Source organism: Nocardioides sp. R-C-SC26, assembly GCF_021246465.1.
In the GTDB taxonomy this organism is placed as follows: domain Bacteria; phylum Actinomycetota; class Actinomycetes; order Propionibacteriales; family Nocardioidaceae; genus Nocardioides.
Window position 1 is genome coordinate 269,393 of the sequence record NZ_JAHRHK010000002.1, and the last position, 17,950, is coordinate 287,342.

Here is a 17,950-nt window from a genome sequence, read left to right on the forward strand (position 1 = left end):
AGGTCGGGTCTCCGCGATCCGCCGTCGGAACACGCCGTGGGGGTGTGGGGGCGATGGGGGAGGATCGGGGTGTGACCGCGAGCTCCGATCAGACCGTGCCTGACCCGCGTCAGCCCAGCGAGGGGGCTTTCTGCAAGGCGCTGCGCGGCGAGCCCGTGCCGCACACGCCGGTGTGGTTCATGCGCCAGGCAGGACGTTCTCTGCCCGAGTACCTCAAGGTGCGCGAGGGCGTCGGGATGTTGGAGTCCTGCATGAACGCCGAGCTCATCGTGGAGATCACCCTGCAGCCGGTCAGACGGTACGGCGTCGATGCGGCGATCTTCTTCTCCGACATCGTGCTGCCGCTCAAGGCCGTCGGCGTCGACCTCGACATCAAGCCGGGCGTGGGTCCGGTGATCGAGAACCCGGTGCGCACGCTGGCCGACGTCGAGGCGATCCCCGACCTGACGCCCGAACACGTTCCCTACATCACCGAGGCGGTGCGGGGGCTGGTGGCCGAGCTCGGTCCGACCCCGCTCATCGGGTTCGCCGGAGCGCCGTTCACCGTCGCCTCCTACCTGGTCGAGGGCGGCCCCTCCAAGGAGCACGCCAAGACCAAGGCCATGATGTTCGGGGCACCCGACGTGTGGGAGGCCCTGATGCGCAAGATCGCCGGCATCGCCGCCGCCTACCTCGACGTCCAGGTCGCTGCAGGCGCCTCCGCCGTCCAGCTCTTCGACTCCTGGGCCGGTGCGCTCACGCCCGACGACTACCGCGACCACGTCATGCCGCACTCGGCCGCCGTCCTCGCGCGGGCCGGCGAGCTCGGCGTGCCACGCATCCACTTCGGCGTCGGCACCACCAACCTGCTCGGTCTGATGGGTGAGGCGGGTGCCGACGTCGTCGGTGTCGACTGGCGCACGCCGCTGGGGACCGCGATCGGCGAGGTCGGCGATCGCGGGGTGCAGGGCAATCTCGACCCGACCCTGGTCTTCGCGCCCACCGAGGTGATGACGGCGCGCGCCGCGGCCGTGATCGAGGCCGGCCGGGCCGCGAAGGGTCACGTCTTCAACCTCGGTCACGGCGTCATCCCGAGCACCGACCCCGCACAGCTCGAGCGACTCACCGAGTTCGTCCAGAGCTACCCGCTGGTCTGACGGACGGGCGGGCCGACCTCTCCGGTCAGGTCAGCTCGGCGCGGATCGCCGCGGCGAACGCGTCGACGTCGGCCGGTGTGGTGTCCCACGAGCACATCCAGCGCACCTCGCCGGTGGTCTCGTTCCAGAAGTAGAAGTGGAAGCGCTCCTGCAATCGCAGGGACACCTCGATCGGCAGCGTCGCGAAGACCGCGTTCGCCTGCACCGGGCGCAACGTGAGCCCCGGGAGGCCGGCGACGGCGTCGGCGAGTCGCGCCGCCATGGCGTTGGCGTGCCCGGCGGTCTGCAGGTGCAGGTCGCCCTCGTAGAGCGCGAGCAACTGGGCGGAGACGAATCGCATCTTCGAGGCGAGCTGCATCGACTGCTTGCGCACGAACTTCCAGCCACGTGCTGCGTCGGGGTTCAGTGCTACGACGGCCTCGCCCATCAGCATGCCGTTCTTCGTGCCGCCCAGCGACACCAGGTCGACCCCGGTGGCGCCCACGATGGCGCCGATGTCGACGCCGAGGTGTGCGGCCGCGTTGGCGAGCCGGGAGCCGTCGACGTGGACGAGGAGGTTGCGCTCGTGTGCGGCGTCGACGACGGCCGCGATCTCCTCGGTCGTGTAGACCGTGCCCAGCTCCGTGGCCTGGGTGATCGAGACGACTCGCGGTTGCACGGTGTGCTCGTCGCCGCGGCGGGTGCCCAGGGTGTCGAGGGAGGCCGGTACCAGTTTGCCGTCGACTCCGGGAACGACGAGCAGCTTCACCCCGCCCATCGCCTCGGGAGCACCGCATTCGTCGACGTGGATGTGTGCGCTGTCGGTGCACACCACCGCCTCCCAGCGTTCGCAGGCCGCGCGGAGCGCCACCACGTTGGCCCCCGTCCCGTTGAACACCGGGTACGCCTCGACGGGCTTGCCGAACCGTTCGCTCAGCACCGAGGTCAGCCGTGCGCTGTAGACGTCGTCTCCATACGCCGTCTGATGCCCGCCGTTGGCGACGGCGATCGCCTCCAGCACCTGCGGATGCACGCCGGCGTAGTTGTCACTGGCGAACCCCCGCTGGTCGCGGTCGTGCAGGGCGACCAGAGGTGCGGCGAGAGGAGAGATGCGGTTCACCGGTCCATCATCGCCGCGCCGCCGCGCGATCGGTCAGGGGGTGGCCGGTGACGTCGCGGAGGTGGTCGGGGCGTGCGCGTGCCGGCGGCGCAGGACGGCCCGGCCCGGCACCCACAGGAGCGCCAGCAGGACGGCGAAGGGCAGCACCGCACCGAGTGCGGTCAGCAGACCGACGGTCGCACCGGTGAAGGCATCCCAGCCCTTCTCCAGGCCGGCGACGAAGCCGTCCTCGTCCTTCTTCTCCGTCACCCCCTCCTTCTCGTCCGGTCGTTCGATCGAGACCGTGATGGTCGAGCGCGCGGCCTGGCCGCGCAGGAAGGTCTGCCGCTTCTCCAGTGAGCCGAGGTCCGCCTCGCGCCGCGACAGCTCGCGCTCGATGTTGACGATGTCGCGGATGCTGCTCGCCCGGTCGAGCAGCTCGCTGATCCGGTCGATGCTGCGCCGCTGCAGCTGGACACGCACGCCGGTGTCGATCACCTGGGTCGTGACGTCCTCGACCGAGCTGGTGGTGCTGATCAGGTCGGCGACCTCCTCCAGTTCGCCCATCACGTCGGTGAACGCCGCGACGGGCACCCGCAGCACGAGCCGTGCGCGCTCGGGCTCGCCGTCCTCGCTGGCCTCGGTGGACTCCTCGGCGAGTTCGCCGCGGTAGGTGTCGACGATCTTCTGGACGTCGAACCGCGCCGCCCCGACGTCGTCGGATCGCAGGGCGACGTTGCCCTGCTTGATCAGGGCGCGGGTCGCGCCCGGCGTCGACGGCGTCGTGGGCTCCTCCGCGGTGGCGCTGCTGGCTCCGGCGTCGCGGGCGCTGGAGAGCGCGCTGAACGCATTGTCCGCGTCGCCGTAGGCCAGCTCGCTGCGCGACTCCGTGGCCGCGGCGGGCGCCCCTCCGTCGGTCGTCGCCGCCCGGCCGATCGCGTCGCCGTCGCCTGCCGACGCGCTGTCCGAGGACGACGAGCACCCGGCCAGTGCGAGCAGTGCCAACGCCGCGGCGGCCGCGAGCGACCGGGTGAGCGGCAGCGGACGGTCCGTTCCGGCAACGGGAGCAGAGGCGGGAGACGTCGGTCGCGGGTCCATGCCGTTACGACGTGGCGACCTCGCCCGGGGTTCCGCGCAGTTCGGCGGCGATGCCCGCGGCTGCGTCGGCCGGTGGTGCGGCCATCGATGGGCCCGGCGCGCTCCACTGCTCGAGGAGCGCTCGACGCACCGTGTCGGACGGCGTCGCGTGGCCGCTCGTGCCGCGGCGTGTGCGGATCACGAGCGCGACGGCCGGCTGCGGGCCGCCCAGCGGACGCGCCACGACGGTGCCCGAGAGGAGGAGCGGATCGCCCGCGACGGCATGCTCGGGCAGGATTCCCAGCCCCGCGCCGCGTGCCACGAGCGTGAGCACGCCGGTCGAGTCGTCGACGTGGTGGGTGTGGCCGGTCCGCGGTCCGAGGATGCGCGCTGCGAGCCGATGCAGGACGTGACCCGGCCGCGGGTGCACGAGGACGGCGCGCGCGGCGTCGTCGGGCGTGAGGAACGGGCGGCCGGCCAGCGGATGTGCGGCCGGAAGCACCGCGACGGGGGCGCTGGTCGCCAACTGCACCTGCTCGACGTCGCGTTCGACGGCGGGTGGTTCGTCGAGGAGGTGCTCGACCAGGGCCAGGTCGATCCGTCCGTCGAGGAGAGCCCGCTCGGCCTCGGCTGCGGTCAGCGTCCGCACGTCGACTCGGAGCTCGGGATGGGCGGTCCGGCAGTGCGCGATCGCCGCAGCCAGGCCGGAGTCGCCGGCGCTCGTGCCGACTCGAACCGGCCGGAGCTCGATGCTCGGGTCGCCCGCGGCGACCCGCAGGCGGTCGACGGCGTCCAGGACGTCGACGATGTGCTGGTAGAGGCGGCGGCCCGCGGCCGAGATCCGAGCCCCTGAGCGATGGCGGTCGAGAAGCGCGGTGCCGAGCTCGCGCTCGAGCTTGCTCAGGGCCTCGCTCAGCGCCGGTTGGGAGAGATGGAGCTGCTCGCTCGCGCGTCGCAACGAGCCGTGCTGCACCACGGCGGTCAGGTACTCCAGCTGTTCGATCCTCATGACGCTCCTCGGGCGGGTGGGACGGGGGAGTGGTGCTGCTCGACAGGGGTCGACCGGTGATCGGGGTGATCGGTCGCGGCTCGCTGGGGGTCGGCGACGCCGAGGTCGGGGGACGTGAACGATGCCCTTAAGGGAAGTAAGTTACTAGACAAAGTTCAACACGGACAGGAGACCCCCCGAGATGACCCTGCAAGTCCCCACGCAAGCGCCGGGCAGCACCACGGCGGCGCGGCCCGACGACGCCCTGGCGTCGCCCGACCACTGGATCGAACGTGCGCGGCAGGTCGCCACGACGCTCGCTGCGGACGCCGTCGAGCGCGACCGTGCCAACCAGACGCCGCACGCCGAGGTGCGCCTGCTCAAGGAGTCGGGCCTGGTGACGCTGCTGGGGCCGGTCGAGCACGGCGGCGCCGGGCAGGACTGGACGACCGCGTTGCGGGTGGTACGGGCGGTCTCCGCCGGCGACGGGTCGATCGGCCAGCTGCTCGGCTACCACTACCTGTGGGCCTGGGCGGCACGCCTGGTCGGCACGCCCGAGCAGATCGTCGCGGTCGAGGAGCAGGCCACGCGTGAGCAGTGGTTCTTCGGGGGAGCGGTCAACCCGCGCGATGCCGACCTCTCCATCCGGATCGAGGGCGACGATCTCGTCTACTTCGGCGAGAAGTCGTTCTCCACCGGCGGTCGCGTCTCCGACGTGACCGTGCTCGAAGGTGTCATCGAGGGCACCGATCAGCACGCCTTCGCGATCGTGCCGACCGACCAGGCCGGCATCCGGTTCAAGGGTGACTGGGACAGCCTGGGCCAACGGCTCACCGAGAGTGGCGGCGTCGTCATCGACGGCGTGCGGGTTCCCCGCGCGGCGGCGGCGGGATACGCCGTCGTCGACGGCGTGTGGTCGTTCCAGCCGCGGGTGTACAACACCCTGAACGTGCCGTTGATCCAGCTGATCTTCGCCAACATCTACCTCGGCATCGCCGAGGGCGCGCTGGCCACCGCGGCCACCTACACGCGCGAGCGCACCCGCGCCTGGCCCTACAGCCACGACCTCAAGGCCCGTGCCACCGACGAGTTCTACGTGCTGGAGGCCTACGGCGATCTGCGCTCCAAGCTCTGGGCGGCCGAGGCGCTCGCGGAGCGCGCGGCCGGCCTGATCGAGGAGATCAACGCCCACGCCGACTCCGTGACCGCCGCCGAGCGGGGCGAGGCGGCGGTCGTCATCGCCGCGGCCAAACAGGTGGCGATCGATGTCGGACTGGGGATCGGCACGCGGATCTTCGGCGTCACCGGTGCCCGCGCGACCGCGTCGACGGTCGGCCTGGACATCTTCTGGCGCAACATCCGCACGCACTCCCTGCACGACCCCGTCGCGCACAAGCGTGCCGAGGTGGGCCGGTACGCACTGCTCGGGGAGATCCCCGAGCCGACGTGGTACACGTGAGCGGGCCTGCGATGACCACGGAGTCCACGACGCGAGCAGATCTCGCGAACGCCGACGGTGCGCCCGTCGGGGGAGCAGGGGTCGGGGCGCTGCCGTTCCTCGACCGCCCGGTGCAGCGCACGCCCTTGATCGAGAACCTGCGTACCGAGTTGGCGCCACTTTTCGCGGAGATCGCCGCCGGCGCGGTGCAGCGCGAACTCGACGAGGAGCTGCCGGTGGCACAGGTGCAGCTGCTGAAGAAGGCCGGCTTCGGTGCGCTTCGCGTGCCGCGCGAGCACGGCGGCCGCGGGGCGAGCCTGGTGGGGCTTACGCAGCTCTGGATCGGCCTCGCGGCCGCCGGCGCCAACCTGCCCCAGGCGCTCCGCGGTCACGCGGCGCTCGTGGAGGACCGGCTGTGGCAGCACTCCCGCGGTCGCGACCAGCGGCCCTGGTTCCACCGGTTCGCTGCGGGGGAGATCGCCGGCAACGCGTGGTCGGAGACCGGGGGGACGCGCATCGACACCCAGCGCACCGAACTGCTCCGCACCGATCGCGGGGACTACCGCCTGGACGGCCGCAAGTTCTACACGACCGGCACGATCTACGCCGAGTGGGCCGACGTCTACGCCCGACGGGTCAACCCCGAGGGTGACGACGACTTCGTCATCGCGCTCGTCGACACCCGCCAAGCAGGCGTCAGCGTCCTCAACGACTGGGACGGGTTCGGGCAGCGCGGAACCGGCAGCGGCACCGCGACCTTCCAGGGTGCCCACGTGCCCGCCGTCGACGTACTGCCGTTCGGCGAGCGCTTCCCGTATCAGACCGCGCTCTACCAGGTGAATCTGCTGGCCACGCTGAGCGGCATCGGCCGCGCCGCGCTCGCGGACGCCGTCACGCACGTGCGCTCCCGCGACCGCACCTACTCCCACGGCAACGCGCCTCGGGTGCGGGACGACGCGCAGGTCCTGGCGCGCATCGGCGAGATCGCGGCGTCGGTCTACGTCGCGGAGGCGGCGACCATCCGCGTCGCAGCCGCCCTCCAGGACGTCGCCGACCTCGTCTCGCGCGCCGATTCCGAGCCGGAGCGGGTGGCTGCGGCGAACGAGGCCGCCGAGGTGGAGTCCTCCGCGGCGCAGGTCGTGGTGACCGAGCTGGTCGTGCGTGCGACGTCCGACCTCTTCGACACGCTCGGGGCCTCGGCCACGGGTCGCACCCAGGGGTTGGACCGGCACTGGCGCAACGCGCGCACGGTCTCCTCCCACAACCCGCGCATCTTCAAGGCACGTGTGGTGGGCGACCACGTCGTCAACGGCACGCCGCCGCCGTATGCGTGGGCGATCGGCGCCACCGAGCGTGATCAGGACTGGTCGTCGCGCTAGGGACGCGGTGATCCGACGTCGTGCCGACGCGACGTCCGACGGGGCGGAAGGTGGTCATCGGGTCCACCGACCGCCCCGTCGTCGTTGCCGAGACGGCAAGCGGCGTCCGCCAGGCGAGCCGAGTTGGGTTGATCCGTTTAATCCAATAAAGTCGCTAAAGATAACCCGAATCGCATGACAGGAGTTCCGCTGTGAGCAACGCCCCTCTGCCGGCTTCGTTCCACGAGCCGCTCAAGTTCGCCTACTGGGTGCCCAACGTCAGCGGCGGCCTGGTCGTCAGCACCATCGAGCAGCGCACCGACTGGAGCTACGACTACAACAAGCGGCTCGCGATCCTCGCGGAGAACAACGGCTTCGAATACGCCCTCTCCCAGGTGCGGTACATCGCCTCCTACGGCGCGGCATACCAGCACGAGTCGACCAGCATCAGCCTGGCGCTGGCGTTGGCCACGGAGCGCCTGAAGGTGATCGCGGCCATCCACCCCGGACTCTGGCATCCCGGGGTGCTCGCCAAGTGGATCGCCTCGGCCGACCAGATCACCGACGGCCGTCTGGCGATCAACGTGGTGAGCGGTTGGTTCAAGGACGAGTTCACCAAACTCGGCGAGCCGTGGCTCGAGCACGGCGAGCGGTACCGCCGCTCGGAGGAGTTCATCCGCTACGTCCGCGAGCTCTGGACGTCCGAGCACGCGGAGTTCAACGGCGACTTCTACCGGCTCCACGACTTCGACCTGAAGCCGAAGCCTGCGCAGGTGGCAGGTCGGGCCCACCCCGACATCTTCATGGGCGGCAACTCCACCGATGCTCGCGGCATGGGCGGCCGGGTCGCCGACTGGTACTTCTCCAACGGCAACACCCCCGACGGCATCGCCGAGCAGATCCGCGACGTCAACGACGTCGCCTCCGTCCACGGACGCAGCGGTGCGGTGCGGTTCGGCGTCAACGGCTTCCTGATCGGTCGCGACTCCGAGGCTGAGGCGCGCGAGGTGCTGCGCGAGATCGTCGCCAAGGCCGACCGCGAGGCCGTCGAGGGCTTCGGCTCCGCCGTCAAGCAGGCCGGTCAGTCGACCGGTGACAAGAAGGGGATGTGGCAGGACTCCGAGTTCGCCGACCTGGTCCAGTACAACGACGGTTTCCGCACCGGCCTGATCGGCACGCCCGAGCAGATCGCCACCCGGATGATCGACTACAAGAAGCGTGGCGTGAACCTCTTCCTGCTCGGCTTCCTCCACTATCTCGAGGACGTCGAGTACTTCGGTCGGGAGATCCTGCCCATCGTGCGCGAGCTCGAAGCCGCAGAGCTCGCGGCCGTGTGATGGTCGCGACGATCAACGAACCGCGCCAGGGACGCCGAGGAGTTCCGTACCTGACGGCCGAGTCGGCGGGCGCCGCAGCTGCGGCTCTGGCCGACACCTTCGCCTTGGACGCCGCTCGCCGCGACGCCGAGCGTGAGCTGCCGGCCCGGGAGCTCGCCGAGCTCGCGGCGTCCGGACTGCTCGCGATCACGGTGCCGGCCGCCTACGGAGGCGCCGACCTCACCGTCGAGGTCGTCGCCGAGGTCTTCCGGCTGCTTGCCACCGGCGATCCCAGCATCGCCCAGATCCCGCTCAGCCACTTCGTGTACGTCAACGCTCTCCGGCAGCGGGGGACGGCGAGTCAGCAGCGGTTCTTCTTCGATGAGGTCCTCGCCGGACGCTGGTTCGGCAATGCGCAGTCGGAGGTGGGCAGCAAGCACGTGCGCGACCACGCCACCACGCTGCGCCCCGACGGCGACGCGGGAGACCGCTGGATCCTCTCCGGCGAGAAGGGCTACTGCACCGGTGCGCTGTTCGCGGACTGGATCCCGGTGCTCGCGCACCTCGACGATGACGGGCCGCTGCACATCGCCTGGGTCGAGCGCGGCGCACCGGGCCTGGCGGTGATCGACGACTGGGACGGGATGGGCCAACGCACGACCGGCAGCGGCACCGTCCGGTTGGACGGCGTCGTGGTCACCGACGCGCGGATCACGCCGTACCACCTGACATTCGAACAGCCCTCGACGTACGGCTCGTTCGCCCAGGTGCTGCATGCTGCACTCGATGCCGGCATCGCGCGTGCCGCGCTGACCGAGGCTGCCGCCTTCGTGCGCAGCAGCAGTCGGCCGTACCCCGATGCCCAGGTCGAGCGGGCCGCCGACGACCCGCTGATCGTGCACGCCTTCGGTCAGATGGAGGTGGCCGTCCGGGCGGCTGAGGCGCTCGTGGCCGAAGGAGCTCGCGCCGTCGATCGGGCCAACGTCCGCCTCGACGCCGACGCCGCCGCCGCCGCCTCGCTCGCGGTCGCCGCAGCGCGTGCCGCGACGACGTCGGCGTCGATCGAGGCCTCCAGCCGGCTGTTCGAGGTGGCAGGAACCCGTGCTGCGCTCGACGGGCTCAACCTCCATCGCCACTGGCGCAATGCACGCACCCACACCCTGCACGACCCGGCGCAATGGAAGATCCACCACCTCGGCCGATGGTCCCTCGAGGGCACACGTCCGCCGCGCCACGGTCAGATCTGAAGGAGAAGAAGAGTGTCATCGCTGAGGTTTCACTGGTTCCTGCCCACCAACGGCGGCGACGGTCGGCACATGGTCGGTGGCGGTCACGGCCTGGCCGCCGGTCAGGCGGGACGTCCCGCCAGCCTGGGCTACCTGGGCCAGGTGGCACGTGCCGCCGAGCTCAACGGCTTCGAGGCCGCCCTGACGCCCACGGGCGCGTGGTGCGAGGACGCCTGGGTCTCCACCGCGATGCTGAGCCAGCTCTCGGAGCGGTTGCGGTTCCTGGTGGCCTTCCGGCCCGGCTTGGTCTCGCCGTTCCTCGCTGCGCAGATGGCCGCCACGTACCAGAACCTCACCGGCGGGCGCCTGCTGCTCAACGTCGTCACCGGAGGGGAGAGCCACGAACAGCGCATGTTCGGAGACTTCCTCGACAAGGACGAGCGCTACGCCCGGTGCGATGAGTTCCTCGACATCGTGCGACGACTGTGGGCAGGCGAGACCGTCGACCTGGACGGGGAGCACCTGCGCATCGATGCCGGCCGGCTCGGCCAGATCCCCGACCCGCTTCCCGAGATCTACTTCGGCGGCTCCTCGCCCGCCGCCGGCCGAGTCGCCGCGCGGCACGCCGACGTCTACCTGACGTGGGGTGAGCCGCCCGAGGCGGTGGCGAAGAAGATCGCCTGGATCCGTGAGCTCGCCGCCGAGGAAGGGCGTGAGCTGCGCTTCGGCATCAGGTTCCACACCATCACCCGCGACACCAGCGAGGAGGCGTGGGCCGAGGCCGACCGGCTGCTCGCCGGCGTGGACCCCGCAACCCTGGCCACCGTCCAGGCCGGACTCGGACGCAGCGAGTCCGAGGGGCAGCGGCGGATGCTCGAGCTGCACGGCGGGAGCACCGACGGCCTGGAGGTCTACCCGAACGTCTGGGCCGGCGTCGGCCTGGTGCGCGGTGGTGCCGGCACCGCGCTCGTGGGAAGTCACGAGGAGGTCGCCGACCGGGTCGAGGAGTATGCCGACCTCGGCATCAGCGAGTTCGTGCTCTCGGCGTACCCGCACCTGGAAGGTGCCTACTGGTTCGGTGAGGGCGTCCTGCCGATCCTGGAACGACGAGGTCGTTGGCAGCACCCGGCGCCCGCGCGTCACCACACCACCGCGGTGCCCTTCGCCGCGGCCGGCCGCACGGCGGCGTCATGAGTAGGTCGAACGAGCCGATCGAGGCGAGTACGCGGATCTCGGTCGTCGTCGGGAATCCGCGCCCGGACTCTCGAACCTTGCGGTCCGCGGTCCATCTCGCGCACGCGCTGACCGGACGGGACCCGGGCCTGGTCGTCGACCTGGCGCGGATCGGTGCGGGGCTGCTCGACCCCGACGACGTCGAGGTCACGGGCATCGTGGCCGAGGTCGCGGCCTCCGATCTCGTGGTGGTCGCCTCCCCGACCTACAAGGCGACCTACACCGGCTTGCTGAAACTCTTCCTCGACCGCTTCGCACCCACCTACGGAACCGGCCTGACCGGCATCGCCGTCCCGCTCATGCTGGGTGCCGGCTCCGAGCACGCTCTGGCGGCGGAGTACACGCTGCGGCCCGTGCTCACCGAGATCGGCGGGCTCGTGGTGACCCGATCGCTCTTCGTGCTCGACAGTCGCCACGACGATCCCGAGTCGTACGGGGCCTGGCTCGCCGAGTCGCGCCCCGTCGTTCGAGCGCTGTTGGGTGCCACCCCCGCCAGCAGGCCCGCAACCCCGACAGGAGCCGTCGCATGAGCATCACCAACCCGCCGGTCGGCACGGTCGACTCCTTCGCCACCAACCAGGACCTCGACCCCCGCCGTCTGCGCGACGCCTTCGGCGTCTTCCCCAGCGGTGTGGTCGCCGTCGCGGCCCAGGTCGAGGGCCGCCTCGTCGGACTGGCGGCCTCCTCGTTCACCTCGGTGGGCATCGAGCCGCCGCTCGTCTCCTTCTCGATCGCCCGGGCCTCCAAGACGTGGCCCGACCTGCGACGATCCGCACACGTGGGCGTGACGATCCTCGCCGAGCACCACGGCGCCGTGTGCCGCCAGCTCGCCGGGGACGTCGACCGCCGCTTCGACGGCGTCCCGGTCACCGTGACCGACGAGGGCGCCGTCACGCTCGACGAGGGCATCGCGGCCTTCGACTGCACGGTCTACCGCGAGGTCGAGGCCGGCGATCACACGATCGTGCTCCTCGAACTGCACGCCGTGCGCTACGCCGCCGACGACCCGGGCTCGCCCCTCGTGTTCCACCGGAGCGGCTTCGGGCGGGTGACCGTCGGCGCCTGAGGTCCGGCTCGCGCTGGCCGCCCGCGGTGGTCGAGGAGGTCGCTGTGCGACCGTCACCGGGCCAGGTGAGTCATCACGTCTCTCCGGCCGCGTGGCGGGACAGCGCCTCTGAGACGCTGGTCGCATGCACACCGTGACCGACGCATCTGGCACCGAGGTGCGGCGGGTCGCCGTCATCGGCGCCGGGATCGCCGGCCTGACGGCGGCGCACGCGCTGAGGCGGGCCGGCCGCGAAGTGGTCGTGCTCGACGGCGCGGACCGCGTCGGCGGCAAGCTGCGGCGAGCCGAGGTGGGCGGCGTCGTCGTCGACGTCGGTGCCGAGGCGATGGTCAACCGGCGCCCCGAAGGCGTGGCGCTCGCCGCCGACCTCGGACTCGACGTCGTGCACCCCACCGACGCGGCGGCACATGTGTGGACCCGCGGAGGTCTGCGGCGCCTGCCGCGCACCCTGCTCGGCGCGCCGTTGGATCTCAACGCTCTCGAGGGCGCCGGCATCCTCACCGATGACGGCATGGTGCGGGCGCGACATCAGCACGCGGCGCACCTGGCCCCGGGGGTCGACATCTCGGTGGGCGAGCTGGTGGCGCACCGCTTCGGCGACGAGGTCGTGGAGAGGCTGGTCGAGCCGCTTCTCGGCGGTGTGTACGCCGGGTACGCGCGTGGCATCTCGGCCCGCGCCGCGGCGCCGCAGCTCGTGCCGTTGCTCAGTGCCGGAGGAGTGGTCGGCGAGGTGCCGCCCCCCGTCGATCCGACGCCGTTCTTCGCGGGCATCCCCGGAGGGATGACACGACTGGCCGATGCGCTGGCCGCCGGCCTCGACGTCCGCACGGGCGCGATGGTGCGCGAGGTGCAGCGGGCCGAGCGCGGCTTCCTCCTCGTCACCGGGGCGGCCTCCGCGCCGCTGACCGAGCGCGTCGACGAGGTCGTCGTCGCGACGCCCGCGCATCCGGCGGCGCGCCTCCTGGGCGGCGTCGCCCCCTCGGCCGCGACGGAGTTGGCTCGGTTCCAGTACGCGTCGGTCGTCGTGGTCACCCTGGCCTTCCGGCTGGCGCAGGTGCTCCCCGAGATGTTCCGCGAGTCGGGGTTCCTGGTGCCACCCGTCGACGGCCGGCGCATCAAGGCCGCGACGTTCTCCTTCGCGAAGTGGGACTGGGTGCGCCGGGCCGGGGAGGACGCCGGGGGCCTGGTCGTGCTGCGGACCTCGCTGGGTCGACTCGGGGACGAACTGAGCCTCCAGGCCACCGACGCCGAGCTGGTCGGCTGGTCGCTGGCCGACCTGCGCGAGGCGGCCGGCTTGAGCGCCGTCCCGGTCGCCACGCATGTGCAGCGCTGGGGCGGAGGGCTGCCGCAGTATGAGGTCGGTCATCTCGATCGGGTGGCGCGGGTCCGCGCCGCCGTGGAGTCGGTCGCCGGTCTCGCGGTCTGCGGGGCCGCCTACGACGGCGTCGGGATCGCGGCGTGCGTGGCATCGGGGCAGGCGGGCGCCGCCCGGATCATCGGAACGGGCGCGGCGCTGCCAGACTGAGCACCATGCGCGTGCACCTCGGCTCCGACCATGCCGGCCTCGAGCTCAAGGACCACCTGAAGACCTGGCTCGGCGAGAACGGGTACGAGCCGGTCGACCACGGCCCGTTCGTCTACGACGCCCTCGACGACTACCCCGTCTTCTGCCTGCGAGCTGCCGAGGCCGTCGCCACGGAGCGGGCCGACGGAGCCGACAGCCTCGGCGTGGTCATCGGCGGCTCCGGCAACGGTGAGCAGATGGCGGCGAACAAGGTGGCCGGGATCCGTTCAGCGCTCGTGTGGTCGGAGGAGACGGCGGTCCTGGGGCGCGAGCACAACGACGCCAACGTCATCTCGGTCGGCGGCCGGATGCACACGGTGGAGGAGATGACCCGCTTCGTCGAGGTCTTTCTCGCCACGCCGTTCACCGGCGACGAGCGCCATGTGCGCCGGATCGGCCAACTGGCCGACTACGAGACAAGTCGAGAGCTTCCGCCGCTGCCCGAGTCCGCGATCGGCCACGGTCCGCAGAGCTGAGGCTCGACCATGCCCGAGGGGCACACCCTCCACCGGTTGGCGATCGCGCTGACCGACGTCTTCGCGGGCCGGCGGCTCGAGGTGACCAGCCCGCAGGGGCGGTTCGCCGAATCCGCGGCGCTGCTGGACGGCGCCGTGCTGGAGGATGCCAGCGCCTGGGGCAAGCAGCTGTTCATCCGCTTCGAGGGTGAGCGCATCGTCTACGTGCACCTGGGGCTCATCGGCACGTTCGACGTCTACCCGGGTGTGGCGGCGGTTCCGGCGCCGGTCGGTCAGGTGCGGATGCGCCTGGCCGTGCCCGACGCGTATGCCGACCTGCGTGGTGCGATCGCCTGCGATCTGAAGACGCCCGCGGAGATGGCCACCATGGTCTCCAGGTCCGGGCCGGACCCGCTGCGCGCCGACGCCGACCCCGGCCGCGCCTGGGAGCGGATCCGGCGGAGCCGCAAGCCGATCGGCGCGCTGCTGATGGACCAGCAGGTGCTCGCCGGCGTCGGGAACGTCTACCGGGCCGAGGTGCTGTTCCGGCAGCGACTGCACCCGCTGCGTCCCGGCGGCACCCTGCGCGCCGCGCAGTGGACGGCGATCTGGGACGACCTCAGCGTCTTGATGGCGGAGGGCGTGCAGACGGGGCGGATCGACACGGTGCGCCCCGAGCACACGCCCGAGGCGATGGGACGCGAGCCGCGGCGCGACGACCACGGCGGCGAGGTGTACGTCTATCGCCGCACCGGGCAGCCCTGCTGGGTGTGCGGCCGCAAGGTGGCCACCTCGGCACTGGAGGGTCGCAATCTCTTCTGGTGTTCGCGATGCCAACCCGCGTACCGTTCCCGCGCCGTACGCTGAGCGCGCACCCGGCACGGGAGTGGCGCTGCCGCCCTCGGACCGTCTCGGCCGCACCGCCTCGACCCCCCTCCCGCCCGTCGTCCGAACCGGAGCCTGATGTCCCTCGCCACGTCCTCGCGGACCTCTCGGCCCGCGCGCTCGCGTTTCAGCGTCGGTGCCGTGCGCCGCGGGGTGCCGTGGGAGAGCCGGATCGCCATCGCTCTGTCCGTGCTGACGGTGGTGCTGACCGTGATGGTGGTCAACCTGCCCGATCAGTTCCCCTTCACCAGCCTGATCGTGCCGCTGGTGACGGGCAGCATCGTGCTCGGTCCGCGCACGTTGCCGTGGTTCGTGATCGTGGTGATGGCGATGTTGACGCTCTCGCTCAGCCAGCAGACCGAGCTGACCCAGCGCGTCGTCGGGGCGGCGGTGGTGCAGTTCATCGTGGCGTTGATCGTGCTGCTCGCGAGCGCGCGTCGCGCACGACTCGGCGTCGCCGGCCTGCGCGGGGAGGCGATGTTCGTCGACCTGCGTGACCGCATCCAGAACCAGGGCGGGATCCCCGAGCTGCCGAACGGGTGGACGGTCGAGTCGGCGCTGCAGTCCGCCGGCGGGACGGCGTTCGCAGGCGACTTCCTGGTCGCCTCCCGCGCGAGCGACGGCCGCCATCTGCAGATCGTCGTCGTCGACGTCTCCGGCAAGGGCGTCGAGGCCGGTACCCGCGCGCTCCTGCTGTCGGGTGCCTTCGGCGGCATCCTCGGCGCGCTGCCCGCGGCCTGGTTCCTCCCCGCTGCCAACTCCTACCTGTTGAGGCAGGGGTGGGAGGAGGGCTTCGCGACCGCGATCCATCTCTGGCTCGACCTGGAGACCGGTGACTTCGAGGTGCGCGCGGCGGGGCACCCGCCGGCCGTTCGGCGCACCGCCAGCAGCGGACGGTGGGACGTGCTCCACACCGAGGGCCCCATCCTCGGACTCGTCGACGACGCCACGTTCACCTCGGTGCGCGGCAGGCTCGCGCCAGGCGACGCCGTCCTGCTCTACACCGACGGCATGGTCGAGGAGCGGCATCGCGACATCGACCTCGGGATCGACCGGATGTTGGGGGAGGCCGAGGGTCAGCTGCGTGGGTCCTTCCACGGTTCCGCCGCGCGTCTGGCCCGCACGCTGGGATCCAAGGACGACGATCGCGCGCTCGTCGTCGTCCACCGGGACTGACCGAGACGACGGCACCGTCCGACGGGGCGCGATTGATGCGGCCAGGCTGCGATGTGGCACGATGAGCGACGCCGTCAGCACCTGCTCGACACCGCGGACGGCGCACGCGGATGTAGCTCAATGGTAGAGCCTCAGTCTTCCAAACTGATTACGCGGGTTCGATTCCCGTCATCCGCTCCAAGGCTGCGATCCGGGCGCTGGCAGACGGTCTGGACGCCGCTTTGGCGGGGCGTAGCGTAGTGGCTAGCGCGCCTGCTTTGGGAGCAGGAGACCGCAGGTTCGAGTCCTGTCGCCCCGACCTCCGGATGGTTCGGTGCCGTCTCGGGTGGCGCTGCTGTCGTGTTCTCGGCGTGCCCACCAGCGGTGCCGGTTCGGAGTGCGCCCCGCCGAGGCCGTAGCATGTCGGGTCGGCCGGCGTCACGGCCGCCAGGTCTGTCGGAGTGTCGGACGTCGTCCGCGCCCGCAGGTCGCCACGATCCCGTCACCCATGAGGAGAACACCTGTGAAGAGCGCCGTCGAGACCTTGAGCCCGACCCGGGCCAAGCTGACCGTCGAGGTGCCCTTCGAGGAGCTCGAGCCGAGCCTCGACAAGGCGTACAAGCAGATCGCCCAGCAGATCAACATCCCCGGCTTCCGCCGTGGGAAGGTGCCGCCGATGGTCATCGACCGTCAGGTCGGCCGCGGTGCGGTCCTCGACCAGGCGATCAACGACGTCGTCCCGGCCAAGTACATGGAGGCGCTGGAGGCCAACGAGCTGACGCCGCTGGCCCAGCCCGAGATCGAGGTCACCAAGTTCGAGGACAACGAGACCCTCGAGTTCACCGCCGAGGTCGACATCCGTCCTGAGATCACGATCCCGGAGTACGAGGGCATCGAGGCCACGGTCGACGACGTCGAGGTCAGCGACGCTGACGTCGACGAGCAGCTGCAGGCCATGCGCGAGCGCTTCGGCACCCTCGCCGACGTCGAGCGAGCTGCGGCTGACGGCGACTTCGTCGTCATCGACCTCAAGGCCACCCGCGACGGCGAGGTCGTCGACGGGGCCGAGGTGTCGGGCATGTCCTACCGCGTCGGTCGCGGCGGCATGATCGACGGCCTCGACGAGGCGCTGGTCGGCCTGGCTCCCGGCGAGGAGAAGGTCTTCGAGAGCGAGCTCGTCGGTGGCGACCTCGTCGGCGAGAAGGTCGAGGTCGCCGTCAAGGTGACCCAGGTGCAGGAGCAGGAGCTGCCGGACCTGGACGACGAGTTCGCGCAGACGGCGTCGGAGTTCGACACCCTGGCCGAGCTGTCCGACGACGTCCGCGAGCGCCTGAGCCGCGGCAAGCGCCTGGAGCAGGCCGCCGAGGCTCGCGACGCTGTCCTCGAGGTGCTCCTGGAGAAGGTCGAGATCCCGCTGCCGGAGTCGCTCGTCGCCGACGAGCTCAACGCCCGCCGTCAGAACGTCGAGCAGCAGATGATGTACGCCGGCATGACGATGGAGAAGTACCTCGAGGAGGAGGGGCAGACCGTCGAGGAGTTCGAGGCCGACCTCGACCGCCGCGTGCGCGACGCCGTCGCCGCGCAGTTCCTGCTCGACGAGATCGCCAAGAAGGAGGAGTTCGGCATCGACCAGGCCGAGCTCTCCCAGCACCTCGTGCGCCGCGCCCAGCAGTCCGGTCAGGACCCGCAGGAGTTCGCGAACCACATGTTCGAGCACAACCACATCCCCGACCTCGTGCAGGAGATCCTGCGCGGGAAGGCCCTGGCCCAGATCGTGGAGAGCGCCGTCGTCAAGGACGCCTCGGGCAACGTGGTCGAGCTGAAGAACCTGCGCCCCGACGGCACGATCGGTAAGGCCGAGGCCGAGGCCGACGCCGAGAGCGGGCCCGCCGAGGAGAACTCCGAGGCCTGATTGCTCGAGCCTTCGCGTTGACCCGTCTTCACGTGAAGACGGGTCAACGTCGTTTTCGGTGTT

Annotated in this window: 16 protein-coding genes and 2 tRNA genes; 15 read left to right on the top strand and 3 right to left on the bottom strand. The window is 71.2% G+C overall.

All coding sequences use genetic code 11. The features are described 5' to 3' along the window. Positions 1-53: 53 nt before the first annotated feature. The gene (gene hemE / locus KSO97_RS02990; RefSeq protein ID WP_374198436.1) at positions 54-1,136 is read left to right on the top strand and encodes a uroporphyrinogen decarboxylase; all 1,083 of its coding nucleotides are present in this window, start codon (positions 54-56) and stop codon (positions 1,134-1,136) included. A gap of 25 nt (positions 1,137-1,161) precedes the next feature. Here hemE and KSO97_RS02995 read toward each other — a convergent pair whose 3' ends face one another. From KSO97_RS02995 to KSO97_RS03005, 3 genes are read right to left on the bottom strand one after another with little or no spacing between them, the layout of a single operon-like run. Further along, positions 1,162-2,235 carry a low specificity L-threonine aldolase gene (locus KSO97_RS02995; protein WP_232676404.1) on the bottom strand — a complete coding sequence of 358 codons (1,074 nt, stop codon included), beginning with the start codon at positions 2,233-2,235 and terminating at the stop codon, positions 1,162-1,164. 33 nt (positions 2,236-2,268) lie between these two features. Beyond that, the gene (locus tag KSO97_RS03000; protein WP_232676405.1) at positions 2,269-3,312 is read right to left on the bottom strand and encodes a DUF4349 domain-containing protein; all 1,044 of its coding nucleotides are present in this window, start codon (positions 3,310-3,312) and stop codon (positions 2,269-2,271) included. 4 nt (positions 3,313-3,316) lie between these two features. Beyond that, positions 3,317-4,300 carry a LysR family transcriptional regulator gene (locus KSO97_RS03005; RefSeq protein ID WP_232676406.1) on the bottom strand — a complete coding sequence of 328 codons (984 nt, stop codon included), beginning with the start codon at positions 4,298-4,300 and terminating at the stop codon, positions 3,317-3,319. 181 nt (positions 4,301-4,481) lie between these two features. Between KSO97_RS03005 and KSO97_RS03010 the strand changes: the two genes are divergently transcribed. From KSO97_RS03010 to tig, 14 genes are all read left to right on the top strand, one after another. Next, on the top strand, positions 4,482-5,738 hold the full coding sequence (locus KSO97_RS03010) for an acyl-CoA dehydrogenase family protein (protein WP_232676408.1): 1,257 nt from the start codon (positions 4,482-4,484) through the stop codon (positions 5,736-5,738). An 11-nt stretch (positions 5,739-5,749) separates the two neighbouring features. Next, positions 5,750-7,096 carry an acyl-CoA dehydrogenase family protein gene (locus tag KSO97_RS03015; protein WP_232676410.1) on the top strand — a complete coding sequence of 449 codons (1,347 nt, stop codon included), beginning with the start codon at positions 5,750-5,752 and terminating at the stop codon, positions 7,094-7,096. A 191-nt stretch (positions 7,097-7,287) separates the two neighbouring features. Continuing rightward, on the top strand, positions 7,288-8,412 hold the full coding sequence (gene sfnG, locus KSO97_RS03020) for a dimethylsulfone monooxygenase SfnG (RefSeq protein WP_232676411.1): 1,125 nt from the start codon (positions 7,288-7,290) through the stop codon (positions 8,410-8,412). Beyond that, on the top strand, positions 8,412-9,638 hold the full coding sequence (locus tag KSO97_RS03025; protein ID WP_232676412.1) for an SfnB family sulfur acquisition oxidoreductase: 1,227 nt from the start codon (positions 8,412-8,414) through the stop codon (positions 9,636-9,638). Before sfnG ends, KSO97_RS03025 begins: the two co-directional genes overlap by 1 nt. Before the next feature lie 12 nt (positions 9,639-9,650). Continuing rightward, the gene (locus tag KSO97_RS03030; protein ID WP_232676413.1) at positions 9,651-10,811 is read left to right on the top strand and encodes an LLM class flavin-dependent oxidoreductase; all 1,161 of its coding nucleotides are present in this window, start codon (positions 9,651-9,653) and stop codon (positions 10,809-10,811) included. Next, on the top strand, positions 10,808-11,380 hold the full coding sequence (locus KSO97_RS03035; protein ID WP_232676414.1) for an NADPH-dependent FMN reductase: 573 nt from the start codon (positions 10,808-10,810) through the stop codon (positions 11,378-11,380). The genes KSO97_RS03030 and KSO97_RS03035 overlap by 4 nt, the downstream gene beginning before the upstream one ends. Then, positions 11,377-11,916: a flavin reductase family protein gene (locus KSO97_RS03040; RefSeq protein ID WP_232676415.1), complete on the top strand. Its 540-nt coding sequence runs from the start codon at positions 11,377-11,379 to the stop codon at positions 11,914-11,916. The genes KSO97_RS03035 and KSO97_RS03040 overlap by 4 nt, the downstream gene beginning before the upstream one ends. A 133-nt stretch (positions 11,917-12,049) precedes the next feature. Beyond that, a complete protein-coding gene (locus KSO97_RS03045; protein WP_232676416.1) occupies positions 12,050-13,441 on the top strand; it encodes an FAD-dependent oxidoreductase in 1,392 nt (463 codons plus the stop codon). Positions 13,442-13,446: 5 nt separating this feature from the next. Then, on the top strand, positions 13,447-13,956 hold the full coding sequence (locus KSO97_RS03050; protein ID WP_232676418.1) for a ribose-5-phosphate isomerase: 510 nt from the start codon (positions 13,447-13,449) through the stop codon (positions 13,954-13,956). 9 nt (positions 13,957-13,965) lie between these two features. Continuing rightward, a complete protein-coding gene (locus KSO97_RS03055; RefSeq protein ID WP_232676419.1) occupies positions 13,966-14,802 on the top strand; it encodes an Fpg/Nei family DNA glycosylase in 837 nt (278 codons plus the stop codon). Between the two features lie 159 nt (positions 14,803-14,961). Next, positions 14,962-15,996 (top strand): PP2C family protein-serine/threonine phosphatase, encoded by a 1,035-nt coding sequence (locus KSO97_RS03060; RefSeq protein ID WP_232676420.1) that lies wholly within the window; start codon positions 14,962-14,964, stop codon positions 15,994-15,996. Between the two features lie 106 nt (positions 15,997-16,102). Then, positions 16,103-16,176 (top strand) — tRNA-Gly (locus KSO97_RS03065). 45 nt (positions 16,177-16,221) lie between these two features. Then, positions 16,222-16,294, top strand: a tRNA-Pro gene (locus tag KSO97_RS03070). A 204-nt stretch (positions 16,295-16,498) separates the two neighbouring features. Further along, positions 16,499-17,887: a trigger factor gene (gene tig / locus KSO97_RS03075; protein ID WP_232676421.1), complete on the top strand. Its 1,389-nt coding sequence runs from the start codon at positions 16,499-16,501 to the stop codon at positions 17,885-17,887. The last annotated feature ends 63 nt before the right edge of the window (positions 17,888-17,950 follow it).

Coding starts and splice junctions, on each gene's coding strand:
- hemE (WP_374198436.1), top strand. CDS start 54: ATGGGGGAGGATCGGGGTGTGACCGCGAGCTCCGATCAGACCGTGCCT.
- KSO97_RS03000 (WP_232676405.1), bottom strand. CDS start 3,312: ATGGACCCGCGACCGACGTCTCCCGCCTCTGCTCCCGTTGCCGGAACG.
- KSO97_RS03005 (WP_232676406.1), bottom strand. CDS start 4,300: ATGAGGATCGAACAGCTGGAGTACCTGACCGCCGTGGTGCAGCACGGC.
- KSO97_RS03010 (WP_232676408.1), top strand. CDS start 4,482: ATGACCCTGCAAGTCCCCACGCAAGCGCCGGGCAGCACCACGGCGGCG.
- KSO97_RS03015 (WP_232676410.1), top strand. CDS start 5,750: ATGACCACGGAGTCCACGACGCGAGCAGATCTCGCGAACGCCGACGGT.
- KSO97_RS03025 (WP_232676412.1), top strand. CDS start 8,412: ATGGTCGCGACGATCAACGAACCGCGCCAGGGACGCCGAGGAGTTCCG.
- KSO97_RS03035 (WP_232676414.1), top strand. CDS start 10,808: ATGAGTAGGTCGAACGAGCCGATCGAGGCGAGTACGCGGATCTCGGTC.
- KSO97_RS03040 (WP_232676415.1), top strand. CDS start 11,377: ATGAGCATCACCAACCCGCCGGTCGGCACGGTCGACTCCTTCGCCACC.
- KSO97_RS03050 (WP_232676418.1), top strand. CDS start 13,447: ATGCGCGTGCACCTCGGCTCCGACCATGCCGGCCTCGAGCTCAAGGAC.
- KSO97_RS03055 (WP_232676419.1), top strand. CDS start 13,966: ATGCCCGAGGGGCACACCCTCCACCGGTTGGCGATCGCGCTGACCGAC.